This is a genomic window from Hominisplanchenecus faecis (genome assembly GCF_020687205.1).
Classification (GTDB): Bacteria; Bacillota; Clostridia; order Lachnospirales; family Lachnospiraceae; genus Hominisplanchenecus; species Hominisplanchenecus faecis.
This window is the reverse complement of record NZ_JAJEQE010000039.1, coordinates 1-25,021: the sequence shown is the minus strand read 5'-3', so window position 1 is coordinate 25,021 and position 25,021 is coordinate 1. Positions and strand designations below refer to the sequence as shown.

Sequence of the window (25,021 nt, the reverse complement as noted above, 5' to 3'; positions counted from 1 at the left end):
TGCTACATGATAGCATGTCTTAGAATTTACGTCAACTGTTTTTTGCAAAATATTTCATTATTTTTAATCTTTCTGTGAAAGAGACTCCTTTTCGCTTTCCAGTGCTGCAATCTGCTCTTTTAAAGTTTTATGGACTTTTTTCCGGGTGATCTCCACAAGCTCCAGCTTTGTCATATCGATCAGTCTTGTTTTGACAGGATCGGCAAACAGTCGGCTTTCCAGAAATGCAAGCAGTTCCTTCTGATCTTCTTTGTTTTCCATATTGATGAAATCGATCAGAATGATACCGGAAAGGTTCCGAAGACGGATCTGTCTTGCTGCTTCTTTCGCCGCTTCCAGATTGATTGTTTTTAATGTTTCACGCCGCAGTTTTTTACCGGAATATTTACCGGTATTGACATCAATGACGGTCAGTGCTTCCGTCGGATCGATCACCAGATAACCACCGCTTTTCAGCCAGACCTGTCTGGAGGTCGCCAGATCGATCTCTCGTTCCAGGCGGCAGAGCTTGTAGAGCGGAAGCAGATCATCCTGATACAGACGGAGTTTGGAAAGATTCTGCAGATCGTTTTCTTTCAGATAATGTTCCAGAGAGTTATAAATCTGAGGATCGTCTGTGATGATTGAGGTCAGATCTGCAGTGTAAGTATTGCGGAGCATCTCGATCCAGACCGGTTCTGACGTTTTTAAAGCAGAAAAACAGGTCCGGTAAGGTGCCGTTTTTAAAAGATGCAGATACTGTTCTTCCAGTTTTTTCGCTTCCGCTTCAATCTCTTCTCTGGAAGCTTCGCCGGCGTTTGTACGCACGATAAAGCCATATTTTTCGCGTGCAAATGGTTTCATCCATTCTTTCAGGCGTTCTTTTGTGCTCTGTGAAAGTTTGCCGGAGATACCGATGCGACTGTCATTACCGGTCAGCACAAGATACTGTCCCGGAAGTTCGAGGTTTCCGGAGAGGGCGGGAAGTTTCGTCTTTAAGCCATCACGGATCACTTGAATGAGCAGTTCATCTCCTTCTGCGATTTTTTTTGAATTGCCTTTTTTTGTATAGATGGCATCCGGGTTTGCGGCAATATTAAAATAGCACTGCTGTCGGTCTGCAATTTCAATAAATGCTGCATCAATGTTTTTCTGGACTTTGCGTACTTTTCCGATATAAATGTTTCCGACAAGTGATGTGCTTTCATCGGATGCAGAAGCAATACGCAGATCTGTGGCATGCGTGCCGGATAACGCCGCCATCCAAATGGTCTGCTCATCTCTCTTTGTGATGATCAGTGTATCAGCCAATGTCTTTTCCCAGATCTTCCAGTGAAACATGCCCTTCTGCGTAGACCTCTTCCCGGTTGATAAGAAGTGCAAAAGCAGGCAGATCATAGCCGATTTCCCGGCAGAATGCTTCCATGACAAGTTCCGGTTTGATGTTGTCGGTACTTCCGGTGGAGAGTGTCATGAAAATTTTTCCGTCAGAGACAGAAAGTGCATAGATCAGCGGCTTCAGATCCATTTCACGTTCGCTTTTCTTTGTTTTTTTTGTCACAAGAATGGAAGGTTTCTCATAAAATGCCAGAAGCTTTTCTTCCCATCCGGCAGGCGGCTCCATCCCTTCACGAAATATTACAGTATAGTCCGCCTCTGCAACTAAAGACATGGCATTGCTTGCCTTTTCATCCGGAATTTCACGGAAACTTACGATCTCCATGCCTTCGACCATCACATCGTTCAGGCGTCTGACTGCCTCGGCAGATGAGATCGGTGTCTTCAGCATGATGTCGGCATACTCACCGTTGCTGGTCAGTCCGACACCGAGCGGTGCTGCAAAGGATAAGATCATATGCGGGCTGAATCCTTCTGTGTAGGCGATGTCAATGTCTGCCCTGCGGATTGCTTTCTGAAAATAACGCATCACATCCAGATGACCGATGAATTTCATGACACCCTGTTTGCGGAATTTAATTCTTACCTTCATAACATACACCTCCTCCAAATACACTTGCTCCGCATCCGGAACAGCCGGCACGACAGTTTTTCGTTACTTCTTCTTTCTGGGCACGTTCCCATTCTTTCCATAAAAATTTTTTGGTAACGCCGATCCTGATGAAATCCCATGGAAGGATTTCTTCGTAGGAACGCTCACGCTCGGTATAAAAAGCCGGATCAAGATGAAATTCATCAAATGCTTCACTCCAGCGGCTGTATTTGAAATTTTCACCCCAGGCATCGTAGAGTGCTCCCTTTTCGTATGCTCGCAGGATGGCAGGAGCCAGGCGGCGGTCACCTCTTGCCAGAATACCTTCGAGCACGGTAACGTCTGCTTCATGCCAGTTGTACTTGATGCTCTTGCGGTTCAGCTGGTCTTTGACTTCCTGATTTACAATCTTGGCTTTTCCGAGAAATTCGTCCCGGTTGTTCATCGGAACCCACTGGAATGGGGTAAATGGTTTCGGAACAAAGAAAGAAGTGCTGACCGTGATCTGGCACTTGCCGTTTCTCTGGTCTTTTGGGATTTCGTAATAGCGTCTTGCAATCTTATCTGCCAGATGTGCGATATCTTTCATATCGTCCTCGGTTTCCGTTGGCAGTCCGAGCATAAAATAAAGTTTTACTTTATTCCAGCCGCCGTCAAATGCTTTTCCGGCACCATCCAGAATCACTTCTTCTGTCAGTCCTTTGTTGATGACGTTACGCAGTCTCTGAGAACCGGCTTCCGGTGCAAACGTCAGGCTGCTTTTTTTGATATCCTGCACCTTGCTCATGACATCCAGGGAGAATGCATCAATTCGCAGGGATGGCAGGGAAATATTTACACCTGTTTTCTCGAACTCATCGATCAGGAAATTTACGATCCCGGCAAGATCCGAGTAGTCACTGGAACTCAAAGAACTTAAGGAAATTTCTTCATGTCCGGTGCTCTTTAACATGGCATAGGCATATTCTTTGAGCATGGCAAGGTCACGTTCTCTGGTCGGACGGTAGATCATACCTGCCTGACAGAAACGGCAGCCGCGGATGCAGCCACGCTGTATCTCCAGCACGACACGGTCCTGTGTACATTTGATAAACGGAACGACCGGTGTTTTCGGATAAGAAGCATTTGTCACATCCATAACGATCTGTTTTTCGACTGTTTTCGGTACATCATCATAAATCGGTTCAAAGGCTGCAATCGTACCGTCCTCATGGTAAGATACTTTATAAAGTGACGGAACATAAATACCGGCGATATGGGATGCCTGACGGAGAAATGTTTCCCGGTTCCATCCTTCCTTTTTTGCTTTTTTGAAAAGTTCCAGCAGTTCATCGTAAACGACTTCGCCTTCTCCGATATAGAAAATATCAAAGAAATCTGCCAGAGGCTCTGGATTGTAAGCACATGGACCTCCGCCGATCACGATCGGATCGTCCCAGGTACGGTCAACTGCCATCATCGGGATACCGGAAAGATCCAAAATCTGTAAAATGTTGGTATAACACATCTCATACTGGATCGTGATTCCAAGAAAGTCAAAATCCTTGATCGGATCCTGGGACTCCAGGGCAAACAGCGGAATGTGTTCCTTGTGCATCACGGCATCCAGATCGGTCCATGGGGAATAGACACGCTCACACCAGGTATCCTCCCGTTTGTTGAACATATCATACAGAATCTGAATACCGAGATGTGACATACCGATCTCATAGACATCCGGGAAGCACATGGCAAAGCGGATGTCCACGTCCCTGCTCTTCATAACGGCATTTACTTCATTTCCAATATAACGGGCAGGTTTTTCTATACTTAATAAAATTTCATCTCTTAAAGCTAATTTTCTCATTGAATCATTTATCCTTATTTCTGTGCATAGTCTGTATATTTGGTTGACGGTTACTTGCAGAAATTATTTTTTCGCATTTTTTTATCATATAACACAATCGGATATTCGTCAACAGCCACACCCTGTCACTTGACAGTTTCTGCATTCTTTTTTACAATAAAGATAACGAAATTTTTGTTTGGAAAGGCAGCGATAATATGAATTTATATCTGATTGATTATGAAAATGTTACAGACACCGGTTTTATGGGTGTAAAAGAACTGACCGCCGAGGACACGGTGATTGTCTTCTACAGTCAGCATACGAAGAATATTTCTTTTGAGCGTCACATTGAGCTTTCTCAGTCTCCTGCTCATTTTGAATACATTAAGATTTTAAAGACCGGAAAAAATTATTTGGATTTCCAGCTCTCGACTTATCTTGGTTTCCTGATCGGAAAGGACAAACCGGAACATGTTTATATTATCACGAACGATACCGGATATGACAGCGTGATCGACTTCTGGAGTGATAAAAATATCGATATCATCCGCCAGAAATCCATTGTGCCTCCGGCTCCACTCTCGCTTCCGGCAAATATCCCACCGCAGATGGTCGTCCGGAAGCAAAAGCCAGATGCCGCTTCAGCACAGACCTCATCGGTCGCATTGACATCCGCAGCACCGACCAGACCGGCCACATCCGGAAGGAAAACAAAGGCTTCCGCATCTCCGGATCTTCCGGAAGCATGGCGGAAAAAGGTGCGGATGGCAGTTAAATCGGATAAACTTGCACCGAGCAGCTATTCGGTAGTCTACCGTGCAATCTCCGGAAGCCAGAATAAAACAGAGCTGAACAATCAGCTGGTTAAGGCATTTCAGAGTTCAAAAGGCGGACGCGTTTATGGTCACGTCCGCGAGATCTTTGAACAGTACAGCAAAGAGAGCAATTAAAGTGCATCTACTTTGACCTGAATTTCAGCAACTGCTCTTTTGGAAACTTCTTATGCTTCCTGGTGGCTCTGCTGGATCATCTCATGCAGTTTTGTGATCGCTTCATGGATTCCGCCGATCTGATTGATGATTCCTTCTTTTACAGCCTGTTCTCCGACCAGAATGGTTCCGAGATCTTTTGTCAGCATGCCGGTATCGAGCATCAGTTCTTCGAGACGTTCTCTCTTTGCCTCGCAGTGACCGGAAATAAAGCCTAAAATGCGATTCTGCATCTGTTTGAAATAATCATAGGTCTGTGGGGCTCCAATGATTGTTCCATTCATACGGACCGGATGGATGACCATCGTTCCGGTCGGGACAATAAAGGAATAATCGGTAGAGACAGCGATCGGCACACCGATCGAATGGCTGCCGCCAAGTACCAGAGAAACAGTCGGCTTGTCGATTGATGCGATCATTTCTGCGATGGCAAGACCGGCTTCCACATCGCCGCCTACAGTATTCAAAAGAACGAGCAGTCCCTGGATATCACTGCTGTCCTCAATGGCAGCAAGCTGAGGAAGGACGTGCTCGTACTTTGTAGTTTTTGTATTGGAGGAAAGGCATTCGTGTCCTTCGATCTCTCCGATCACAGAAAGCAGGTGAATGTTGTGTTCCAGTTTGGTCTGACCGTATTCTCTGATCTGCTCATTTTTTTTAGTTTCTGTGTTTTCGCTTTTGCTGTTTTCTTTTTCCGCCATAGTGTATCCCCTTTCTGATCCAGGTCTGTCATTTTGTATGATACAGAACCTGATATGCAAGCTTTGGCATTCTGCTGACAGCATAACCGGAAAAGAGAAAATTTATACGGATTTTTAAGAACAGACCTGTTTCAGTTCTTCGAAACATTCCTCGGAAAGTTCCACTTCTTCCATTGGATAAGAACGGTGCAGGGATTCTTTCTGGCTGTTTTCTGCCTCAATCTTTCCATGCTCCGTATGTTCGATCTTGCCAAACAGCGAGATAAACTGACTGATCTCAAACGGCGTGATCAGATAGTCATCGACACCGAGCAGAAAACATTTTCGCACGATCTTAAATTCCGCCGTCTGCCCGACCATCGCGATTGCCTGACAGAGCTTTTCCTGCCGGATGGTCTGCAGAAGGTTTAAAACCGGGTAATCCGGTGTTGCTTCCAGCAAAACCAGTTGATACCTGTTTTTACGCAGGTGCTCTGTCAGTGTCGCAAAATCAGAAGTGACCTCACAGATTTCAAAACCGGTAGACGCACCCCAGATGTGAAGCCTTTTCAGTTCCTGCAGAAGCATATTGTTTTTTATGGCTGTTAATACGTTGTACATAGGTCACCTCCTTTTCTTTTAAATCAGCAAAAGCGGAACTCTTAAAAAAGTTCCGCCTGTTTTTTTAGGATGTAGAATTACTGTTCTTCAAAGAAATATTTTTTCTGCATATCACGAACCATGGAAATATAAAGATCTTTGCACGCCTCATTTTCTCCGCGTTCGATCATACCAAGGCAAGGGGAAAGATAAGTATCCCATATGTTCCGGTAAATTTCTTTTGCATCTTTTCTCTGATCAATATGTTTTACAATGGTAGGAGCCAGATCATAATATTCATAAACGATCGCTTCTCCGTTTTCCTGCTCCATCAAATAATGGTCGCGGTAATTTCGGAAAAGGTTCAGCTCATAACAATCATCCGGTTTGCCAAATGTTCTGCACACTGCTGTGGTGATGTAACAGAATTTCCGTTTAAATCCAGAATTGATCTGCTTAAAAGTAGAAGCTTTGAGATTGGTTTTCGGAAAATGTGCTTTCCAGGCTTCCAGAATCTTTTTGGAAAAAAGATTCGCAGGTGCTTTGTTCATCTCAAGAACAGCCGGAAGCGTATAGATTACCAGGCACATATTCAGGTTTGCAGCCAGTTTCTCTTTTGCATTTTTCTTTTCCTCTTCGGCAATTCGCTTTTCAGCAGAATTTGCAAGCTCTTCTGCCATATTGGTCAGAAACTGTTCTTTATCAATAACCTGAAGATAGCCATCCTCGACTGCTTTTAATGTCGCTTTGTGTTTGTTGCAGTAGCGTTTAAATGAATCCGGATAGCGTTCGAACGTGAAATTTTCCATGACATGTTCTTGTTCATCCAGCAATGCCGGCATCCCTGCAAAAGCTATGGTATAATTACTGCTCATATATCACAATCCTCATCAAACGGACTTTTTATCCGCCTTGTCGTTTTATTCATCCAGATTGGTATATACCGCCTGAACATCATCGTCTTCTTCGAGCAGATCCAGGGTACGCTGAAGGTTCTTCAGAGCAGTCTCATCATCAAGAGCAACATAATTCTGAGGGATCATGGTCTCTTCTGCCTGAGCCATCGGGATCTTTTTGGCTTCGAGAGTTTCTCTTACGGCCTCCAGATCATCTGGTGATGTCAGGATCTCAAAGCTGTCTTCTTCTTCGGAAAAATCCTCTGCACCTGCATCCAGAGCCAGCATCATCAGGTCGTCTGCATCCATATCACATTCTTCTTTATCGATCACGATCTGACCTTTGCGGTCGAACATGTAAGAAACACAGCCCTGTGTTCCGATGCTTCCGTTTCCTTTTGTAAATGCACTTCTTACATTGGCTGCAGTACGGTTTTTGTTGTCTGTCAGTGCGTCCACGATAATCGCGATTCCGCAAGGACCATATCCTTCATAGGAAACATACTCGTAATTGACAGAGTTTGCATCTCCGGCTGCTTTTTTGATACCACGGTCGATCGTATCGTTCGGCATGTTGTTTGCTTTTGCTTTTGCGACAACAGCGGCAAGTTTGCTGTTGTTTGCCGGATCTGGTCCGCCTTCTTTTACGGCAACTGCAATCTCACGGCCGATAATGGTAAAGATCTTTCCCTTCGCAGCATCGTTTTTCTCTTTTTTGTGCTTTATGTTTGCAAATTTTGAATGTCCTGACATTTCGAAATCTTCCTTTCTCTTCCAAGTATCTGTTTCTTCATTCTGCCGCTTAACGGCCTGGTTTCCCTGCACAGGAGGCAGGCATATCCATTATGATAACACCACACTGAAAAATAGTCAAGTTCCCGGGAGCAATCAGCTATGTAGATCCAGACTGACTGCGAGAGCCTGATTTACGCGGTCCAGGATTTCCGTATCCAGATGGCATACTTTATCTTTCAGTCGTTTTTTGTCGATGGTACGCAGCTGTTCCAGAAGGATCACAGAATCACGTACCATGTTATATCTTGAAGATTCAATCTCCACATGTGTCGGCAGCTTTGCTTTGTTCATTTTGGAGGTGATCGCTGCACAGATCACCGTTGGACTGTGCCGGTTTCCCGTATCATTCTGAATGATCAGAACCGGACGTACACCGCCCTGTTCCGAGCCGATGACCGGTCTTAAGTCCGCATAAAAAATATCCCCTCGTCGAATCAACACACACTTCACACTCCGCTTCTGGTTTTAAGCTTAGTATTTCCACATTTTTCTGGTGTATGCAGTTCGCCTTAAGGCAGGATCAGTTGGTACCGGAACAGTCACGTACCAGATAGACTTCGTGATTTCTGGTGTAGATACGCGGTACACGTTTGCCGATATCACAGATAAATTCATAAGAAAAGCGACCGCAAAGATCACCAAGTTCGTCTACGGTGATCTCTTCGTCTCCCTGTCTGCCGACTAAAATTACTTCATCCAGTTCTTTTGCCTGCGGAATGTCCGTCACATCGACCATAAACTGATCCATGCAGATCCTTCCGAGGATTTTTGCACGTTTCCCGTGTATCAGAACATATCCCTTATTGGAAAGCATCCGCGGATAACCATCCCCATAGCCGACCGGGATCGTAGCGATCCGCATCGGATGCGGAGCGGTAAAGGTTCCGCCGTAACTGATCTCGGTGCCCGTTTCAATCTCTTTGATATACACGATGCGGCTGTGAATGGACATTGCAGGCGTCAGTTTCATAGAATCTCTGGAAACTTCAGCGGATGGATAGATGCCGTAAATACTGATGCCGGCACGCACCAGATTTAAGTTCATATCTGCAAGCTCCATCAGAGCGGCACTGTTTGATACGTGTTTTAATGGAATCGTAATGCCTGCCTCTTCCAGTCTGTGTGCAAAATGCATATAACGTTCAAATTGTCTGTTTGTAGCCGTTTTATCCAGTTCATCTGCTTTCGCAAAGTGCGTAAACATGCCTTCTATTTCAATTCCCGGTAAGGATGCGATTTTACGGATTGTTTCTATGCTCTCTTCGGTATCAGAAAAACCGATGCGGCTCATTCCCGTATCCAGTCCAATATGTATAGAAAGTGTTTTCTTTAAATGAACGGCTGCTTCAGACAGTTCCTTTGCCATATCCAGTTTGAACACAATCGGTCGGATCTCGTAACGGATCAGATCTTCGTAGTCTTCTTCGAATGTATAGCCCAGGATCAGCACCGGTTTTGTAATCTGGTTTTTCCGCAGGATCATCGCTTCTGTCATCGTTGCGACGGCAAATCCCCAGATATAATCTTCCGGCTGTATCATCTGTGCGATCGGCACTGCACCGTGACCGTAACCATCTGTTTTTATTACAGCAACCATTTTGGTTTCCGGGTGGATCGCTTCGTGCATGATCCGAAAATTTTCTGCAATGGCATCCATGTCGATCTCGGCACAGACACGGCTGTATTTACTGCTCATCATGTTTCAAGTCCTTCCTGTATTGTTTTTTGTAACCGTTGCTTTCGTTACTTACATTTATTTTTATCGTCTGCATCTGCCAGAACCCGGATCAGTCCCTCCACCAGATCATTTGCTGTCATACTTCGCTTTCCGTATTTTCGTGCGGCCGCATCGCCGGCACATCCATGCAGAAAAACAGCAAGTTTTGCAGCTTCAAATAACGTCATCCCCTGTGCGGTAAGTCCGGCAAATACGCCGGTCAGCACATCGCCGGAACCGGCAGTTGCCATGCCGCTGTTCCCGGAAGTGTTGATGTAGGATTCACTGCCGTTGCTGACAACGGTTCCGGCATCCTTTAAGACACAGATCACATGTTGTTCTTTCGCAAAGATTTCGGCACTTGCGATCAGATCCTCTGAAATATCGGAAATGGTTGATCTGCACAGTCTTGCCATCTCCCCAAGATGTGGTGTCACAGCTACCGGCATGGAATATCCATCCAGGGAAAGGTTATGGCGTGCCACAAGATTCAAAGCATCGGCATCAAGAATGACCGGAATATCCGCATGTTCCAGTACATAATTCAGGATGTCAAGCTTTTGTGCTTCCATGCCGATGCCGGGACCTACTGCAACCACATCAGCCCACGCAAGCAGGTTTTCAAGTTCTCTCTTCCAGTTGGAATGGATGCAGCTTACCACTGCTTCCGGGATAGACTGAAAAAGGGCGGACTGATTGTGTTCGTCTGTGTAGATGCGAACATAACCGGCTCCGCTTCGATACGCTGCACGTGCACTTAAGATTGCAGCACCGCACATGTCCCGGCTCCCGGCGATCAGAAGAACTTTGCCGCAGGAACCTTTGTTTTCTGTGGCAAGTCGCTCTGGCAGCCGCCTTAAATCCATACTGTCATAGCAGACGTAAGATTTCCGGCATTTCGGAAGGCTTTCTTTTGTAATACCGATCTGACGTACACGTACCTCTTTGGTACAGGCACGCCCTTTTCCGATATAATGCCCCGGTTGCTCAAAAGCAAATGTCACTGTCAGGTCAGCCTTTACGGCAATCCCCCGTATCACACCCGTGTTTCCGTCAATGCCGGAAGGAATATCGACAGACAGTACAAAAGCAGGACTTTCATTGATCCGCCCGATTGCGTCCCGATAGCTGGCTTCGATGTCACGCGAAAGACCGATTCCAAACAGTGCATCTACTATAACAGTATATTCATTTATTTCCGGGTTACTACAAAAAGTTATCCCATATTTCTCACAGATTTCTTTCTGATGGCGTGTCTGATCCGTGCAGGACTGCTCTTTTCCGACAAACCAGATGGAAACCGGTACCTGATCCAGAAACAAAAGTCTGGCGATGGCAAATCCGTCTCCGCCGTTATTGCCTGAACCACAGATGACCAGAACGCGGTCAAGTGCAGCACCGCTTCGGTACAGTTCATCGACACACGCAAGTGCCGCACGCTCCATCAGTACACAGGATGGAACGCCGAACCCTTCTATGGTATTCTGGTCACATGTTTTCATGTCTTCTTTTGATAACAAGATCCTCATATGCGATATACCTCCTGTCTGCCCGTCCAAATGGAATATACAGTTTTCTTTTTTCTTTCTCTGCGTTCTTTTTATTTATGTTCTCTACTGTAGCGGCTGATATTGTAAGACAGCTGCATCAGGCTTTCCGAAAGATGTACGTTTTCGATGATCACATCTTCCGGCAGATGAAGATCCGTATGGGCAAAATTCCAGATTGCACGGATGCCGTGATCCACCAGAAAGTCTGCCATTTCCTTTGCATACTGCTTCGGAAGTGTCAGGGCTGCGATCTGAATGTCATGCTCCTGCAAAAAAGCAGGAAGCTCGTCTGTCATACGGATCAGAATTCCTCTGACTGCAACGCCTTTCAGCTTTGGATTTACATCGAACAGCCCTTTGACCAGAAAACCGTTTTTTTCAAATTTTACATAATTTGCAAGAGCCTGTCCGAGATTTCCGGCACCGATGATGATCATATTGTAATCCTGATCCAAGCCCAGAATCTTCCCGATCTCCGTATGTAAATGTTTTACATTATAACCATATCCCTGCTGGCCGAATCCACCGAAATTATTGAGATCCTGCCGGATCTGGGATGCTGTTACCTGCATGCGTTCGCTCAGCTCGCCGGATGAGATCCGCTCCGTACCGGATTCCAGCAGCTCACCGAGATAACGGTAATACCGTGGCAGTCTTTTGATGACTGCTCTTGAAATTTCTTTCTCTTCCACTTGCATACCTCCCTGTCAAATGCTGTTGTATAGTAACGTAAAAGACGGGCACACAAGATCCCTGCCATGTCCGCCGCAGGTTTTGTGTACCCTCTCTGATTTTTAGAGCTGTACGGTTACAAAAATATCATAGATTGATTTGATCGCACGCTCGAAATCCTGATTGCTCACACCGATGATGATGTTCATCTCACTGGAACCCTGATCGATCATCTTGACATTGATACTTGCATGTGCCAGTGCGGAAAAAATACGTCCCGCTGTTCCACGCTGAGATTTCATGCCACGACCTACGACTGCGATCAGTGCCAGATCAGATTCCAGATTGACAGAATCCGGATTGACAGCACGGTGGATACCGGCCAGTACCTTCTGCTCGGTCTCTTCGAATTCGGACTGATGTACGAATACCGTCATGGTATCGATTCCGGAAGGCATATGCTCGATGGAGATACCATTGTCTTCGAATACGGTCAGGACTTTGCGGCAGAATCCGATTTCGGAGTTCATCATATCTTTTTCGATGTTGATGGCTGCAAATCCTTTCTTTCCGGCAATACCGGTGATCGTATAACGCGGTTTTCTGCAGGTACTTTCAACGATCAGCGTACCAGGATCCTGAGGACGGTTGGTATTGCGGATGTTGATCGGGATACCTTCCTGTCTTACCGGGAAGATGGCTTCTTCATGAAGCACGGTAGCACCCATGTATGCCAGCTCGCGAAGCTCTACATAAGTGATAGTATCGATCACTTTCGGATTTTTGATGATACGTGGATCTGTGATCAGGAAACCGGATACATCGGTCCAGTTCTCATACAGATCAGCATGGACTGCTTTTGCGATCAGAGAACCTGTGATATCGGATCCGCCTCTTGAGAAGGTTGTTACCTTTCCTTCTGCGGTTGCACCATAAAATCCAGGAATGACTGCATTGTCACATTCTGCCAGGCGTGCAGAAAGCTTTTCATTGGTTGTTTCTGCATCAAATGTGCCGTCTTCATGGAAAACGATCACTTCAGCTGCATCGATAAATTCATATCCCAGGTAATTTGCCATGATGATACCGTTTAAGTATTCTCCTCTGGAAGCAGCATAATTGGAACCTGCCAGTTTTTTAAAGTTTTCGGAGATCACTTCAAACTGATCATCCAGAGACAGGGAAAGTCCGAGACCGTTTATGATCTCCATGTATCTTTCACGGATCGCAGCAATCGAAGCTGTGATGTCTTCTTTTTTCTCTGCTTTTGCGTAGCATGCATAAAGCATATCCGTTACCTTGATATCTCCATCAAACCGTTTGCCCGGAGCAGACGGAACAACATATTTTCTTCCTTTATCAGCACGGATGATATCTCCTACTTTTTTAAACTGTTCTGCACTTGCAAGAGAACTTCCACCAAATTTTACTACTTTTCTCATGCTTTTTATTCCTCCTAAATTCCGCATCTGTCTGTCACGCAAATATACGCTGTCTTTAATCATACCGCAAAATATGCGGTTCGTCCAGAGCATTTTTTGAAATTTGCTGGTGCAAAAAGCAGAAATATGCTATGATAATACGAGTCAGGGTCTTCGCAGACACAAATTATTTTTGTAAAATATATACACTTGGAGGAATTTATGATTTTAGCCTGTCAGAATATTAATAAGGCATTTGGCACAAATGTGATCTTGAAAGATGCCTCATTTCATATAGAAGAAAAAGAAAAAGCAGCCATTGTCGGCATCAACGGTGCCGGAAAATCTACACTGCTCAAGATCATCATGAAGCAGATCCCGGCAGATTCCGGAGAAGTGATCCTGGCAAAAGACCGCACGATCGGTTATCTTGCCCAGCACGAAGCGGTATCTTCCGGAAACTCGATCTACGAAGAGCTTCTGGAGGTAAAGCAGGATATTTTTGAGCTGGAGCGTCATATCCGCACGCTGGAACTTCAGATGAAATCCCAGAGCGGCGGGGAGCTGGAACAGACGCTGGAGCTTTATAATCGTCTGAACACGGAATTTGAACAAAAAAACGGCTATGCCTGCAAAAGTGAGATCGTCGGTGTGTTAAAAGGGCTTGGATTTACGGAAGATGAATTTTCCAAGCAGGTCGATACCCTCTCTGGCGGACAGAAAACAAGGGTTGCCCTTGGCAAGCTTCTGCTCGCAAAGCCGGATCTGATTCTGCTTGACGAGCCGACCAACCACCTCGATATGCAGTCGATCGCATGGCTGGAAAATTTTCTGATTAATTACAGCGGTGCCGTGATCATCGTAGCCCATGACCGTTATTTCTTAAACCGTGTCGTAAGCAAGGTTATTGAAATCGACCATGCGAAGGCGACCACGTTTCTTGGCAATTATTCTGCTTATTCTGAGAAAAAAGCCCAGCTGCGTGATTCCCAGTTAAAAGCATGGATGAACCAGCAGCGTGAGATCAAACATCAGCAGGAAGTCATAGACAAACTGAAGTCCTTTAACCGTGAAAAATCAATCAAACGTGCGGAAAGCCGTGAGAAAATGCTGGAGAAAATGGAAGTCCTAGATCGCCCGGATACGGAAGTGCAGGAATTAAAGCTTTCTCTGGAACCGAGATTTCCAAGTGGAAATGATGTGCTGCGTGTCGAAGGTCTTGCGAAATCATTTGGAGACCACACGCTCTTTACGGATCTGGATTTTGAGATCAAACGAGGCGAACGTGTGGCACTGATCGGCAATAATGGAACCGGAAAGACTACGATCTTAAAGATCATCAATGAGCTTTTGGCTGCAGATGCCGGAAGTTTTACGCTTGGAAGCAAGGTGTGTATCGGTTATTATGATCAGGAACATCATGTCCTTCATATGGAAAAGACGCTGTTTGAAGAGATTTCCGATGATTATCCGACACTGACTAACACGGAAATCCGTAATGTGCTGGCAGCCTTTTTATTTACCGGAGATGATGTTTTCAAACGGATCTCTGATCTGAGCGGTGGCGAGCGGGGCCGCGTTTCTCTTGCCAAACTGATGTTGTCGGAAGCCAACTTCCTGATACTGGACGAGCCGACCAACCACCTTGATATTTTATCAAAAGAGATCCTGGAGCAGGCACTGAACCGCTATACCGGAACAGTTTTCTATGTATCGCATGACCGATACTTTATCAACCAGACGGCAACCAGGATCCTGGAGCTGACCGGAAATACGCTGGTCAATTATATCGGAAATTATGATTATTATCTGGAAAAGAAAGATGAGCTCACCAAAATCTATGTGCCGTCTGCCACAGAAGAAGAAACTGCTTCTCTTCCATCTTCTTCTGCGGAAACTGCCGGAAAACTGACCTGGCAGCAGCAGAAAGAAGAGCAGGCACGCATCCGCAAACGTCAGAATGAGCTGAAGAAAACGGAGGACCGCATCCATGTGCTGGAAGTCCGTGATAAAGAGATCGATGAACTGATGATGCAGGAAGAAGTATTTACAAACGTGGCAAAATGCGTGGAATTAAATAAAGAAAAAACAGCGATCAATGAAGAACTGGAACAGCTCTACGAACGCTGGGAAGAACTGGCAGAATAAAACAAAAAGCATCGGAGAATGAAAGGTACTTTCTTCCCCGGTGCTTTTTTATAGAAATATAAAAATGCGTTATGTACTTTTTACACGTTCTTTTACAGATTCTTATCCAGCTCTTCACGTACTGCCTTGATAAATCCTTCGCTGTTCAGAACGGTAGGATTTTCAATGCTGGTAATCAGTGCCAGGTCTTTTGTCATCTTTCCGCTTTCAATCGTGGTAAGGGTTGCTTTTTCCAGTTTGTCTGCAAATACGCCAAGCTGCGGAATCTTATCCAGCTCACCGCGTTTGCGGAGTGCCCCGGTCCATGCAAAGATCGTTGCCACGGAGTTCGTGGATGTTTCTTCGCCTTTCAGGTATTTATAATAGTGACGCTGAACCGTTCCGTGAGCTGCTTCATACTCGAAATTGCCGTCCGGTGATACCAGTACGGAAGTCATCATCGCCAGTGAACCAAAGGCAGAAGAAACCATGTCGCTCATAACATCACCGTCATAGTTTTTGCATGCCCAGATAAATCCGCCTTCTGCTTTCATGACACGGGCAACTGCGTCATCGATCAGAGTATAGAAATAAGTAATACCTGCCTCTGCAAAACGTTCTTTATACTCTTCTTCGTAGGTTTCCTGGAAAATATCCTTGAAGGTGTGATCGTATTTTTTGGAAATCGTATCTTTGGTAGCAAACCAGAGGTCCTGTTTGGTATCCAGTGCATAGTTGAAGCAGCTCTTTGCAAAACTGCGGATGGATTTCTCTGTATTGTGCATGCCCTGCAGAATACCAGGACCATCAAATTCATGGATTAGTTCTCTTGTCTCGGTACCATCCTCTGCGGTAAAGACCAGTTCTGCTTTTCCGGCACAAGGTACTTTGATCTCAGAAGCTTTGTAAACATCACCATAAGCATGTCTTGCCAGTGTGATTGGCTTTTTCCAGTTGCGTACGCATGGTTCGATGCCCTTTACAACGATCGGTGTACGGAAAACCGTTCCGTCCATGATCGCACGGATCGTACCGTTCGGACTCTTCCACATTTCTTTCAGATTGTATTCCGTCATGCGGGCTGCGTTTGGAGTGATCGTTGCACATTTTACAGCCACGCCGTATTTTTTGTTTGCCAGTGCACTGTCAATGGTAACCTGGTCGTTCGTCTCATTTCTGTGCTCCAGTCCCAAATCATAGTATTCGGTTTTCAGGTCGATATACGGGAGCAGAAGCTCATCCTTGATCATTTTCCAGAGGATACGGGTCATCTCGTCTCCGTCCATTTCAACCAGTGGTGTTGTCATTTTGATTTTGTCCATGATGTCCTCCTTTGACTTATCAGAAAGCTGATTTTATTCCTCATCGGAAGAAACGTCGCCTCCGGGCTGTTCTTCCAGAAGTTTTTCGATTTTGGTATAATGATGGTTTTTGATTGAATTTAATATATGTCTGGTTGCCAGGCGGTCTGCTTCATCGGCATTGTGGGCTTTGATGGCTTCCATAACAGCCATATGTTCTTTTGTGGACTGTTCTGCCCTTGCTTCTTTTTTCAGGGCGTTTTTGCGCACCTGCTGTACATACTGATGGAAGATCTTCAGTTCATGTTCCAGAATCTTACTTTTGCATGCTTCGTAGAGCAGACTGTGAAAACGGCTGTCCAGTTTAAAGAGCTGATCGTAATGTCCCTGCTCTTCATGAAATGCAGTCAGCATCATGGTCTCTTCCATTTCTTCCAGTGTGGATTCATCGATCCGCTCTGCCGCCATCCTAGCACAAAGCCCCTCCAGCCTTGCACGGATCAGGTAAATATCCTGTACATCCTGTTCGGAGATTCCGTTGACGAAAGCACCGCGATTGGGGATGATCGTTACCAGACCTTCCAGTTCCAGCTGACGAAGTGCCTCTCTGACCGGTGTTCTGGAAACACCGATCTCTTTTCCGACTGCAGTTTCCCGCAGTTCATCGCCATGTTTATAATGACCGTTTAAAATGTTTTCACGAAGTTTTTGATAAACCAATTCATAACTGCTCAAAATACTCTACCTCTTATACTAACGCAATGGAAAGCTTTTTGCAACTTTCATCGATCACTTTTACCAGTTCGTTATCGGTGATCACGGTGACACGGCCCTCTTCGTACTGTTTGTCCACCCATTCTTTTACCATAGACACAAGAGGCATATCCTTTGTCAGTTTTTTCTCATCCGGCAGGCGGTAATAACTGTTGATCCAGTGTGCGATTCCGGCAAGCCCGGATGTATTGGATACAGCCACCATAGCCGGGCGGTTCAGGAATTTCTGAGTATTAAAAATGTTGTAAATCTCTTCGTTTTTCAGAAGTCCGTCCGCATGGATGCCGGCTCTTGTTACATTAAAGTTGCTTCCGACAAACGGTGTACGGGATGGAATATGATAACCGATCTCTTTTTCATAATAATCTGCCATCTCTGTGATGACGGTGGTGTCCATGCCGTCGAGGGTACCGCGAAGCTGTGCATATTCAAACACCATTGCCTCCAGCGGAGTATTTCCGGTACGTTCTCCGATACCGAACAGAGAACAGTTGACTCCGCTCGCACCGTAGAGCCATGCCGTTGTGGAATTGCTGACAGCCTTGTAAAAATCGTTGTGACCATGCCATTCGATCATTTCAGAAGGAACACCGGCATGGATCATCAGACCGTAAATGATACCCTGTACGGAACGCGGGATCACAGCACCGGCATAATTGACACCATAACCCATGGTATCGCAGCAGCGGACTTTGATCGGGATCTGATATTCTTTGGACAGTTTCATCAGCTCCAGACAGAACGGAATGACATAACCGTAGATATCTGCTCTTGTGATATCCTCCAGATGGCATCTCGGGCTGACACCGATCTCCAGACATTCACGGACAACACTCAGGTAATGCTCCATGGCTTCTTTTCGTGTCATTCTCATCTTATAAAAAATATGATAGTCAGAGCAGCTTACCAGAATACCGGTTTCTTTCAGTCCCATATCACGGACCAGTTCGAAATCCTTTTTGCTGGCACGGATCCAGCTTGTGATCTCAGGAAATTCATAACCCTGCTCCAGACATTTGTAAACAGCATCCCGGTCTTTTTTGCTGTACAGGAAAAATTCGCACTGACGGATCTTTCCTTTCGGACCTCCAAGCCGATGCATATAATCATAGATACGTACGATCTGTTCGGTTGTGTACGGTGCACGTGACTGCTGTCCGTCGCGGAAGGTAGTATCTGTGATCCAGATCTCGTCCGGCATATGATGCGGAACGATACGGTCATTGAATGCGATCTTTGGAACTTCTTCGTATGGGAACAGATTGTGGAACACATTCGGTGTCTTGACATCAACCAGCGGGTACATATGCTCCTCAAGCTGTAACAGGTTTGTGTGCGAATCAAATTTTACTTTTCTGTTTTCCATTTATATTACCTTCCTTGACTTGTAGATTCGGCGTTTTGCCCTTTTGCATAATTGTATACAATTATACCATTTATGTCAAGAGTAAATTTACATCAATCATGCCCCATCCCTGCTGATATTTCGGCAGATTCAGATTTCGGGCACAATTTTTAAGACGCATTTTCACTTCCACGTTTGTAAGATGTGGTTCTTTTTCCAGAAGCAGGGCGATCGCACCGGAGACAACGGGTGCTGCCATGGAGGTACCGCTTTTGATACAGTATTTTCTGCCGTCCAGATACCAGGTGCTGCTGCAGGATCGGATGTTTGATCCGGGAGCCGTGATCTCCGGTTTGCAGATACATTCCTGTGTCGGTCCTCTCCCGGAATAGCAGCCGCCCGGAAAAATGCAGTCATCAAAGGCTCCGACTGTGATCACTTTCTTGTTGGTTCCTGGAACTGTTACACTGCCGGCGTGTGGCCCCATATTACCGGCAGCAACCACCACCACAAGTCCGGCATCCCAGGCATGTTCCATACATTCTGCCAGTACGGCATTTTTTTCCTCCAGGCTGTTCACCGCACCGACGGAAACATTTAAAATTTTTATATGATAGCGGTTTTTGTTTTTCAAAATCCAGGACACGCTGGATAACACCTGTTCCCGCATGCCGTTCCCATGGTAGTCAAGTACCTTTGCACTTACAATCCCGGCTCCCGGTGCCATTCCGGCATACTGGCCTCTGGAAAGCTGTCCGCTCCCGCAGCAGATCCCTGCCACATGTGTGCCGTGCCCACTGTCGTCGTACGGATATTTTTTCCCGTTCTGAAAATCACGGAAAGCAAGGATCCTGCCCTGCAGATCCGGATGCATGCTAATACCGGTATCTAAAAAGGCTACCGTAACGCCTTTTCCTGTGAGATGTCTTTGATATGCAGATGTGGCATTGGTTTTTCGTCTGACCTGATCCATAAGTGTCCACCGTTTTTTCATTACTATACTATATGTTGCTTTTCACTCATAAGATAATGGAAATGACGATGGAAAGAGGAATCTTTATGCCTGTTTCTACTACAGAAAAGATTCTGTCGGAGGATTATTTTGATCTGATTGTCCCCATTACCGGTTCCGATACTGATTTTGAAGAGACATTTTTCCGATTCGGGGCACAGGCGGCTGTTCCAGGATACGGTATCATTCACATTAACCGGCAGTTTCTTCCGGATAATATTCTGAATGTGATCGGATATTCCAATATTCCCAAACTTTATACCCTGATGGATACTTCTGCACTGGAAAGTTCCGGAATCCTAAAAGTGCAGACACAGCCGCTTCTTGGCTATCAGGGGGAAGGGGTTCTGATTGGTTTTCTGGATACGGGAATTGATTTTACGCATCCGGCATTTCGTACATCTGACGGAAGAAGCAGGATTTATCGCCTGTGGGATCAGACAATCCAAAGTGGAACAGCTCCGGATGGATTTTTCTACGGATCGGAGTATACAAACGAAAATCTGAATGCTGCGTTAAATCTGGAGGATCCGCTGGAAACTGTGCCAAGTGTGGATGAAAATGGTCATGGGAGCTTTCTTGCCAGTGTAGCAGCCGGAACAGCCCTTCCTTTGCAGGATTTTTCCGGTGCGGCACCCAAATCTGAAATTGTGGCAGTAAAACTGAAACCTGCCAAAGAGAATCTGCGGGATTTTTTCCTGATCCGTGAGTCAGCCGTCGCCTATCAGGAAACGGACATCATGCTGGCACTTCGCTATCTGCTTCAGTGTGCAAGGCAAGCTCAGAAACCACTTGTGATCTGTTTTGGGCTTGGAACCAATCAGGGAGACCACTCCGGGTATATGCCGCTTGCAGAGGCTCTTGATACCATAAGCCGCATGAATACTGTCTATGTCGTTTCTGCCGCCGGGAATGAGGCCGGGAGGGGACATCATTTTTACGGAAAAATGGAAAATACTTCCGATTATCAGAATGTCGAGGTACTTGTCCCGGAAAATGAGGGAGGATTTACCATGGAACTTTGGGCTTCGCCGCCGGATCTGTTTGCAGTCGGCATGATCTCACCGCTTGGAGAGACGATCCCGCCGATCCCACCAAGAGCCGGCTCTGTCACCAGCATTTCCTTTCTGCTGGAACAGACGGTGATCGAGGTCTCCTATGAGCCGGTGGAGATCGCATCCGGAGGTCAGCTTGTCTTTCTGAGAGTGCAGAATCCAACACCCGGCATCTGGGGATTTCAGATCTATCCAAGGCAGATTTCTTCTGGTATTTTCCATATCTGGCTTCCGATTTCGGGATTTGCCATGGAAAATACCCGCTTTTTGAATTCCAATCCGGATACAACGATTGTCTGCCCGTCAAATGCAGAAGGAGTTATCACCTGTGCTGCTTATAACCATGCGACCGGAGGATTGTTCATCCAGTCCAGCCGCGGTTATACAAGAACCGGAAACATCAAACCGGATATCGCATCACCTGGCGTGGAGGTATACGGGGCACGCTCGTCTGCTTCGAAATTTGCAAAGCCGGGATTTGGCAGAGAGAGTGGAACCAGTATCTCTGCGGCACTGACAGCCGGGGCGACGGCACTTTTTGTCAACTGGGGACTGCAAAGTGATCCGCCCCGTTATTTTACAAATCGTGAGATCAAAAGCCTTTTGATCCGCGGTGCTACAAGAAGCAGCAATCTTCTTTATCCAAACCGCGAATGGGGCTATGGTACGTTAAATCTCTATCAGATTTTTCAGGTGCTTCTGTAACCACTTTTGTTTTACAACATATTATGAAGTGTAGATCAATTCCGGAGGAATGAAAACATGAGTGATGTAGCAGCTACAAACTGTGGATGCGGATGCGAAAACAATGGATGTGGAAACACAAACAACAATAATGGATGCAATTCCATTCTCTGGATCATCCTTCTGCTTTGCTGCTGTGGCAATGGAAATGGAATCGGCTGTGGAAACGGTCTTGGCGGCGACAACTGCTGTATCCTGATCGTACTGCTTCTCCTGTGCGGCTGTGGAAATGGAATCGGCTGCGGCAACGGATGCGGATGCTCCCTCTGCTAAAGATATTCCCCCGCCTGTTGGCGGGGGCTTTTTAATGTTCTTTTTTGGAGGATGTGCTGTCTTTTGGCTGGAATTCTTTTTTCTTCTTTTGCTCTTCTTTTTTTCTCATACATTCGTCATCTATCTCATAGAACGCATTTCCTTCTCTTACAATTTTCTGTCTCATCTCCTGGCCTTTCTTTTTTGGATACATTCTATTTTATGATACTGGAGGAAAAAGGTCAAAATCCACACGTGCCTGCATATAAGAGGATGCACGATCTGGCAAAGATGCTATACAGGATTCATATTCCGAGGATTCTGGCATATCTTACAGAGAGAGAAATTTTGGCAGGTGACAGGATGATGGAAGAACAGCAGGAAGAATCTTACCCGCTCACACCGATTGATAAGATTGCAAATGGAAATTCTCTTTTGATTCTGAAAGCATTGCTGCCCTATTTGCCGTCCCAAAAACAGGCAGGGGCTGCTTTTCTGGTTAAATGGATGGAAATCCAGAATATCCGGAATTATTACCATACGCATCCTGCCGCTGATCTTACGGCAATGGCACTTCCTTCTCATTCCGTAACCGATCTGTTTCAGAGCATTGCACCTTTTTGCCGGAGAGGACAGAGGGAAATGATGGAACAGTTTCAGAGCATGATGGAGATGATGAAGTTACTGGAAACGATGCAGGATTTTTCGGGAGGGGAAAATAACGATGAGCAATCAGAATCCGGGTTCAGAAAATCTACAGAATGGATCACTGAACCAGAACAAAACCTCATGGATGAATGACAGCAGGCTTTCCGGCATTGATCCGGCAAAGCTACAGATGCTCTTTTCTATGAGCGGCCAGGGGGCATCGAAAAGTCAGAATGAACTGATGCCGTTTCTTATGGCTGTCGCCGCACGTTCCAGGCAAAACGGTATGACCTTTACACCGGAAGAAACCAATCTGATCACAGAAGTTATGAAACAGGGAAAATCAAAAGAAGAAATAGCCAGGATTGAAAAAATCCGCATGATGATGCGTCTGATCAAATAACAGAAGCATAAAAAAGCTTCCAGACGGATTTCTCCGAAATGGAAGCTTTTGTTTTATTTTCCAGCGGTTTCTTTTTCCAGGATACAGCTGCGAAGTAAGGTCAGGGCATTGACCGTAGAAAGCTCACGGATCTTCTGACGGTTTCCTTTGAAATGAAATTCCCTGATGCGAAGTTCATTCTGATATGCACATGCGATATAGACAAGCCCGACCGGCGTCGTTTCTGTCCCTCCGTCCGGACCCGCAAGTCCGGTGATGGAAACGCAGATATCGGAACCAGTGATAAATGCCCCATTTTTGGCCATTTCTTTGGCTGTCTTTTCACTGACCGCCCCATATGTTTTCAGCGTGTTCTTTTTTACATCGAGCAATTTCCGCTTTGCACGGTTGGAATAGGCAACAAATCCCTGCTTGAACACTTCTGAAACACCGGGAACATTGGTCAGTCTTGCTGAGAGCATACCACCTGTACAGGATTCGGCTGTCGTAAGTGTCAGATTTTTCTCTTTTAAAAGTGCCACAATGCTCTCTTCCAGTGTCGTTGCCTCATTCGTCGCATAAATATGACTGCCGAAGCGTTTTTTCAATTCTTTGAGCATCGGTTTTAACAGCTTTCTGGCTTCTTTTTCATCCGAGGCTCTGGCAGTCACACGCAGATGGACTTCGCCTGTTTTGGCGTAAGTGGCAATCGTTGGATTTTCCTGTGCCTCGATCAGATCGAGAATCTCTGTCTCTACCAAGCTCTCTCCCACACCGCACAATTTCACCATGACGGAATAAATAGTTTCCGGCTGCAGTCTGTTCAGATAAGGAAAAATATCCTGATGAAACATCGGGATCAGCTCATTTGGCGGACCTGGGAGCAGGATCATGGACTTTCCATCTTTTTCCATGATAATGCCGGGTGCGGTTCCGTTGTGGTTGTCGATGACGATGCATCCTTCCGGAACCAGAGCCTGTTTCCAGTTGTTGTCTGTGATAATTTTAAACGGACTGTTTTTAAAATATTCTTCGATGCGTTCTTTGCTGTGTGCATCTTCTACCAGTGGAAACCCCATCACAGCAGCAGCCGTCTCTTTGGTCAGATCGTCCTGTGTCGGACCAAGTCCGCCGCAGAGGATCACGATATCAGAACGGTCAAGTGCCGTCCGGATCGTTTCTTTTAATCGCTCTTCATTATCTCCGACCACAGACTGATGATACATGGATAATCCAAGCATGGCACACTGTCTGGCCAGAAAAGCAGCGTTTGTATTGACAATGTTTCCAAGCAGCAGTTCTGTTCCAACACATACCAGTTCTACAACCATGTTGTAAACCTCCTAACGTATTTTTAATTCTGCATTTTCAGAACCTGTTTGTTTTTGGCGATATAATCCACAAGTGATACTACGGTAAGGACCAGTGCAAGATAGATCATCACCTGACCGATCATATCAAAAACACCGCCAAAGTCTGCAACCAGAAGAATGATCATGATCATTTGAGAGATTGTTTTTGCTTTGCCCCACCAGCTTGCGGCAATTACAATTCCATTATCTGCCGCGATCAGACGGAATCCGCTGATGATAAATTCGCGGCTGATGATAATGATCACGATCCAGCTTGGAAGGCGATCCAGATCCATAAGGCAGATCATTGCAGCACATACCAGCAGTTTATCTGCGAGAGGATCCATAAATTTTCCGAAATTTGTGACCTGATTGTTCTTTCTTGCAAGATAACCGTCCAGAGTATCGGTCAGGCTCGCCGCAATAAAAATACCGAGTGCAATATACTTATCCACACTTGTGATATCGCCGAGCATAAACAGTACAAAAAACGGAATCATAATGACGCGAAGAACCGTTAACGTATTTGGCACATTCATTTTGTTTTCTCCTGTCTTTGAAATATAGTGAATGATGCGACTGACATCATTCTGTGAGCCATAGGTGGCACTTTTGCAAATCCCAGAAACACAGGTGCGTATACAGACATCTGTTTTGCACCTGTTTCTCCCTTGACCCATTCCAAACAATTATACGGCAAGAAAATCTATTTGTCCACTGTTCTGCTTCTTTTTTGCCAAAACCATGAAATGGTGTAAGGAATACATTGCTTTTCATCAGAAATTATAGTAAAATATTTTGGATGTTGGGGTCAAAAGATGCCATACGAATTGTACCGTACTTCGTACTTCCACAATTCTACCCAATATTCGCATATCGTGAAGCTTACGCTCCACTTTTATGCTCATATCG

25 protein-coding genes are annotated in these 25,021 nt (G+C 45.6%); 6 read left to right on the top strand and 19 right to left on the bottom strand.

Annotation, left to right across the window (positions count from 1 at the left end):
- Positions 1-63: 63 nt before the first annotated feature.
- Genes LKD42_RS10825 through LKD42_RS10815 form a run of 3 tightly spaced genes read right to left on the bottom strand, consistent with a single transcriptional unit; the run spans position 64 to position 3,815 of the window.
- Positions 64-1,320, bottom strand: a complete 1,257-nt coding sequence (locus tag LKD42_RS10825) for a ribonuclease E/G (protein WP_248835690.1) — start codon at positions 1,318-1,320, stop codon at positions 64-66.
- Positions 1,283-1,969 (bottom strand): TIGR03936 family radical SAM-associated protein, encoded by a 687-nt coding sequence (locus LKD42_RS10820; RefSeq protein WP_248835689.1) that lies wholly within the window; start codon positions 1,967-1,969, stop codon positions 1,283-1,285. The genes LKD42_RS10825 and LKD42_RS10820 overlap by 38 nt, the downstream gene beginning before the upstream one ends.
- A complete protein-coding gene (locus tag LKD42_RS10815; RefSeq protein WP_248835688.1) occupies positions 1,953-3,815 on the bottom strand; it encodes a TIGR03960 family B12-binding radical SAM protein in 1,863 nt (620 codons plus the stop codon). The genes LKD42_RS10820 and LKD42_RS10815 overlap by 17 nt, the downstream gene beginning before the upstream one ends.
- Positions 3,816-4,012: 197 nt before the next feature.
- Here LKD42_RS10815 and LKD42_RS10810 point away from each other — a divergent pair, with 197 nt between their 5' ends.
- On the top strand, positions 4,013-4,747 hold the full coding sequence (locus LKD42_RS10810; RefSeq protein WP_248835687.1) for a PIN domain-containing protein: 735 nt from the start codon (positions 4,013-4,015) through the stop codon (positions 4,745-4,747).
- 50 nt (positions 4,748-4,797) lie between these two features.
- Here LKD42_RS10810 and LKD42_RS10805 read toward each other — a convergent pair whose 3' ends face one another.
- From LKD42_RS10805 to LKD42_RS10765, 9 genes are all read right to left on the bottom strand, one after another.
- Entirely contained in the window at positions 4,798-5,487 is a 690-nt protein-coding gene (locus LKD42_RS10805; RefSeq protein ID WP_147631494.1) for a ClpP family protease, read from the bottom strand.
- Between the two features lie 114 nt (positions 5,488-5,601).
- Positions 5,602-6,087 (bottom strand): response regulator, encoded by a 486-nt coding sequence (locus LKD42_RS10800; protein WP_248835686.1) that lies wholly within the window; start codon positions 6,085-6,087, stop codon positions 5,602-5,604.
- A 77-nt stretch (positions 6,088-6,164) separates the two neighbouring features.
- Positions 6,165-6,941 (bottom strand): CFI-box-CTERM domain-containing protein, encoded by a 777-nt coding sequence (locus LKD42_RS10795; RefSeq protein ID WP_173895346.1) that lies wholly within the window; start codon positions 6,939-6,941, stop codon positions 6,165-6,167.
- 45 nt (positions 6,942-6,986) lie between these two features.
- Positions 6,987-7,715: a YebC/PmpR family DNA-binding transcriptional regulator gene (locus LKD42_RS10790; protein WP_022119738.1), complete on the bottom strand. Its 729-nt coding sequence runs from the start codon at positions 7,713-7,715 to the stop codon at positions 6,987-6,989.
- 135 nt (positions 7,716-7,850) lie between these two features.
- Positions 7,851-8,198, bottom strand: coding sequence for a type II toxin-antitoxin system PemK/MazF family toxin (locus tag LKD42_RS10785; RefSeq protein ID WP_022119737.1), 348 nt, complete (start codon positions 8,196-8,198; stop codon positions 7,851-7,853).
- 79 nt (positions 8,199-8,277) lie between these two features.
- On the bottom strand, positions 8,278-9,456 hold the full coding sequence (gene alr, locus LKD42_RS10780; protein ID WP_022119736.1) for an alanine racemase: 1,179 nt from the start codon (positions 9,454-9,456) through the stop codon (positions 8,278-8,280).
- 44 nt (positions 9,457-9,500) lie between these two features.
- The gene (locus tag LKD42_RS10775) at positions 9,501-11,003 is read right to left on the bottom strand and encodes an NAD(P)H-hydrate dehydratase (protein WP_248835685.1); all 1,503 of its coding nucleotides are present in this window, start codon (positions 11,001-11,003) and stop codon (positions 9,501-9,503) included.
- 71 nt (positions 11,004-11,074) lie between these two features.
- Positions 11,075-11,716, bottom strand: coding sequence for a redox-sensing transcriptional repressor Rex (locus LKD42_RS10770; RefSeq protein WP_248835684.1), 642 nt, complete (start codon positions 11,714-11,716; stop codon positions 11,075-11,077).
- A 102-nt stretch (positions 11,717-11,818) separates the two neighbouring features.
- Entirely contained in the window at positions 11,819-13,138 is a 1,320-nt protein-coding gene (locus LKD42_RS10765; RefSeq protein ID WP_173866497.1) for an aspartate kinase, read from the bottom strand.
- 201 nt (positions 13,139-13,339) lie between these two features.
- Between LKD42_RS10765 and LKD42_RS10760 the strand changes: the two genes are divergently transcribed.
- Positions 13,340-15,265 carry an ABC-F family ATP-binding cassette domain-containing protein gene (locus LKD42_RS10760; protein ID WP_173895344.1) on the top strand — a complete coding sequence of 642 codons (1,926 nt, stop codon included), beginning with the start codon at positions 13,340-13,342 and terminating at the stop codon, positions 15,263-15,265.
- 92 nt (positions 15,266-15,357) lie between these two features.
- On the opposite strand, the gene LKD42_RS10755 is transcribed toward LKD42_RS10760, so the two are convergent.
- The 4 genes from LKD42_RS10755 to LKD42_RS10740 form a co-directional block, all read right to left on the bottom strand.
- A complete protein-coding gene (locus LKD42_RS10755; RefSeq protein ID WP_248835683.1) occupies positions 15,358-16,566 on the bottom strand; it encodes an NADP-dependent isocitrate dehydrogenase in 1,209 nt (402 codons plus the stop codon).
- Positions 16,567-16,599: 33 nt separating this feature from the next.
- A complete protein-coding gene (locus LKD42_RS10750; protein ID WP_022118807.1) occupies positions 16,600-17,280 on the bottom strand; it encodes a GntR family transcriptional regulator in 681 nt (226 codons plus the stop codon).
- Positions 17,281-17,293: 13 nt separating this feature from the next.
- Positions 17,294-18,685, bottom strand: coding sequence for a beta/alpha barrel domain-containing protein (locus LKD42_RS10745; protein WP_147631501.1), 1,392 nt, complete (start codon positions 18,683-18,685; stop codon positions 17,294-17,296).
- 70 nt (positions 18,686-18,755) lie between these two features.
- Positions 18,756-19,637, bottom strand: a complete 882-nt coding sequence (locus LKD42_RS10740) for a S8 family peptidase (RefSeq protein WP_173866495.1) — start codon at positions 19,635-19,637, stop codon at positions 18,756-18,758.
- Positions 19,638-19,705: 68 nt separating this feature from the next.
- Here LKD42_RS10740 and LKD42_RS10735 point away from each other — a divergent pair, with 68 nt between their 5' ends.
- Positions 19,706-21,436 (top strand): S8 family peptidase, encoded by a 1,731-nt coding sequence (locus LKD42_RS10735; RefSeq protein ID WP_248835682.1) that lies wholly within the window; start codon positions 19,706-19,708, stop codon positions 21,434-21,436.
- 57 nt (positions 21,437-21,493) lie between these two features.
- Positions 21,494-21,748, top strand: a complete 255-nt coding sequence (locus LKD42_RS10730; RefSeq protein WP_147631504.1) for a chorion class high-cysteine HCB protein 13 — start codon at positions 21,494-21,496, stop codon at positions 21,746-21,748.
- A 31-nt stretch (positions 21,749-21,779) separates the two neighbouring features.
- Here LKD42_RS10730 and LKD42_RS15115 read toward each other — a convergent pair whose 3' ends face one another.
- Positions 21,780-21,914 (bottom strand): hypothetical protein, encoded by a 135-nt coding sequence (locus LKD42_RS15115; protein WP_022118802.1) that lies wholly within the window; start codon positions 21,912-21,914, stop codon positions 21,780-21,782.
- A gap of 161 nt (positions 21,915-22,075) precedes the next feature.
- Between LKD42_RS15115 and LKD42_RS10725 the strand changes: the two genes are divergently transcribed.
- Entirely contained in the window at positions 22,076-22,528 is a 453-nt protein-coding gene (locus LKD42_RS10725; protein ID WP_147631505.1) for a hypothetical protein, read from the top strand.
- Positions 22,521-22,778: a hypothetical protein gene (locus LKD42_RS10720; RefSeq protein ID WP_248835681.1), complete on the top strand. Its 258-nt coding sequence runs from the start codon at positions 22,521-22,523 to the stop codon at positions 22,776-22,778. The genes LKD42_RS10725 and LKD42_RS10720 overlap by 8 nt, the downstream gene beginning before the upstream one ends.
- Before the next feature lie 53 nt (positions 22,779-22,831).
- Here LKD42_RS10720 and LKD42_RS10715 read toward each other — a convergent pair whose 3' ends face one another.
- Both LKD42_RS10715 and pgsA read right to left on the bottom strand, forming a co-directional pair.
- The gene (locus LKD42_RS10715) at positions 22,832-24,088 is read right to left on the bottom strand and encodes a competence/damage-inducible protein A (protein WP_248835680.1); all 1,257 of its coding nucleotides are present in this window, start codon (positions 24,086-24,088) and stop codon (positions 22,832-22,834) included.
- Positions 24,089-24,111: 23 nt separating this feature from the next.
- Positions 24,112-24,648 (bottom strand): CDP-diacylglycerol--glycerol-3-phosphate 3-phosphatidyltransferase, encoded by a 537-nt coding sequence (gene pgsA / locus LKD42_RS10710; RefSeq protein ID WP_022118798.1) that lies wholly within the window; start codon positions 24,646-24,648, stop codon positions 24,112-24,114.
- Between the last annotated feature and the right edge of the window lie 373 nt (positions 24,649-25,021).

Coding starts and splice junctions, on each gene's coding strand:
- LKD42_RS10825 (WP_248835690.1), bottom strand. CDS start 1,320: ATGTTTCACTGGAAGATCTGGGAAAAGACATTGGCTGATACACTGATC.
- LKD42_RS10820 (WP_248835689.1), bottom strand. CDS start 1,969: ATGAAGGTAAGAATTAAATTCCGCAAACAGGGTGTCATGAAATTCATC.
- LKD42_RS10815 (WP_248835688.1), bottom strand. CDS start 3,815: ATGAGAAAATTAGCTTTAAGAGATGAAATTTTATTAAGTATAGAAAAA.
- LKD42_RS10810 (WP_248835687.1), top strand. CDS start 4,013: ATGAATTTATATCTGATTGATTATGAAAATGTTACAGACACCGGTTTT.
- LKD42_RS10805 (WP_147631494.1), bottom strand. CDS start 5,487: ATGGCGGAAAAAGAAAACAGCAAAAGCGAAAACACAGAAACTAAAAAA.
- LKD42_RS10800 (WP_248835686.1), bottom strand. CDS start 6,087: ATGTACAACGTATTAACAGCCATAAAAAACAATATGCTTCTGCAGGAA.
- LKD42_RS10795 (WP_173895346.1), bottom strand. CDS start 6,941: ATGAGCAGTAATTATACCATAGCTTTTGCAGGGATGCCGGCATTGCTG.
- LKD42_RS10790 (WP_022119738.1), bottom strand. CDS start 7,715: ATGTCAGGACATTCAAAATTTGCAAACATAAAGCACAAAAAAGAGAAA.
- alr (WP_022119736.1), bottom strand. CDS start 9,456: ATGATGAGCAGTAAATACAGCCGTGTCTGTGCCGAGATCGACATGGAT.
- LKD42_RS10775 (WP_248835685.1), bottom strand. CDS start 11,003: ATGAGGATCTTGTTATCAAAAGAAGACATGAAAACATGTGACCAGAAT.
- LKD42_RS10765 (WP_173866497.1), bottom strand. CDS start 13,138: ATGAGAAAAGTAGTAAAATTTGGTGGAAGTTCTCTTGCAAGTGCAGAA.
- LKD42_RS10760 (WP_173895344.1), top strand. CDS start 13,340: ATGATTTTAGCCTGTCAGAATATTAATAAGGCATTTGGCACAAATGTG.
- LKD42_RS10755 (WP_248835683.1), bottom strand. CDS start 16,566: ATGGACAAAATCAAAATGACAACACCACTGGTTGAAATGGACGGAGAC.
- LKD42_RS10745 (WP_147631501.1), bottom strand. CDS start 18,685: ATGGAAAACAGAAAAGTAAAATTTGATTCGCACACAAACCTGTTACAG.
- LKD42_RS10740 (WP_173866495.1), bottom strand. CDS start 19,637: ATGGATCAGGTCAGACGAAAAACCAATGCCACATCTGCATATCAAAGA.
- LKD42_RS10735 (WP_248835682.1), top strand. CDS start 19,706: ATGGAAAGAGGAATCTTTATGCCTGTTTCTACTACAGAAAAGATTCTG.
- LKD42_RS10730 (WP_147631504.1), top strand. CDS start 21,494: ATGAGTGATGTAGCAGCTACAAACTGTGGATGCGGATGCGAAAACAAT.
- LKD42_RS15115 (WP_022118802.1), bottom strand. CDS start 21,914: ATGAGACAGAAAATTGTAAGAGAAGGAAATGCGTTCTATGAGATAGAT.
- LKD42_RS10720 (WP_248835681.1), top strand. CDS start 22,521: ATGAATGACAGCAGGCTTTCCGGCATTGATCCGGCAAAGCTACAGATG.
- LKD42_RS10715 (WP_248835680.1), bottom strand. CDS start 24,088: ATGGTTGTAGAACTGGTATGTGTTGGAACAGAACTGCTGCTTGGAAAC.
- pgsA (WP_022118798.1), bottom strand. CDS start 24,648: ATGAATGTGCCAAATACGTTAACGGTTCTTCGCGTCATTATGATTCCG.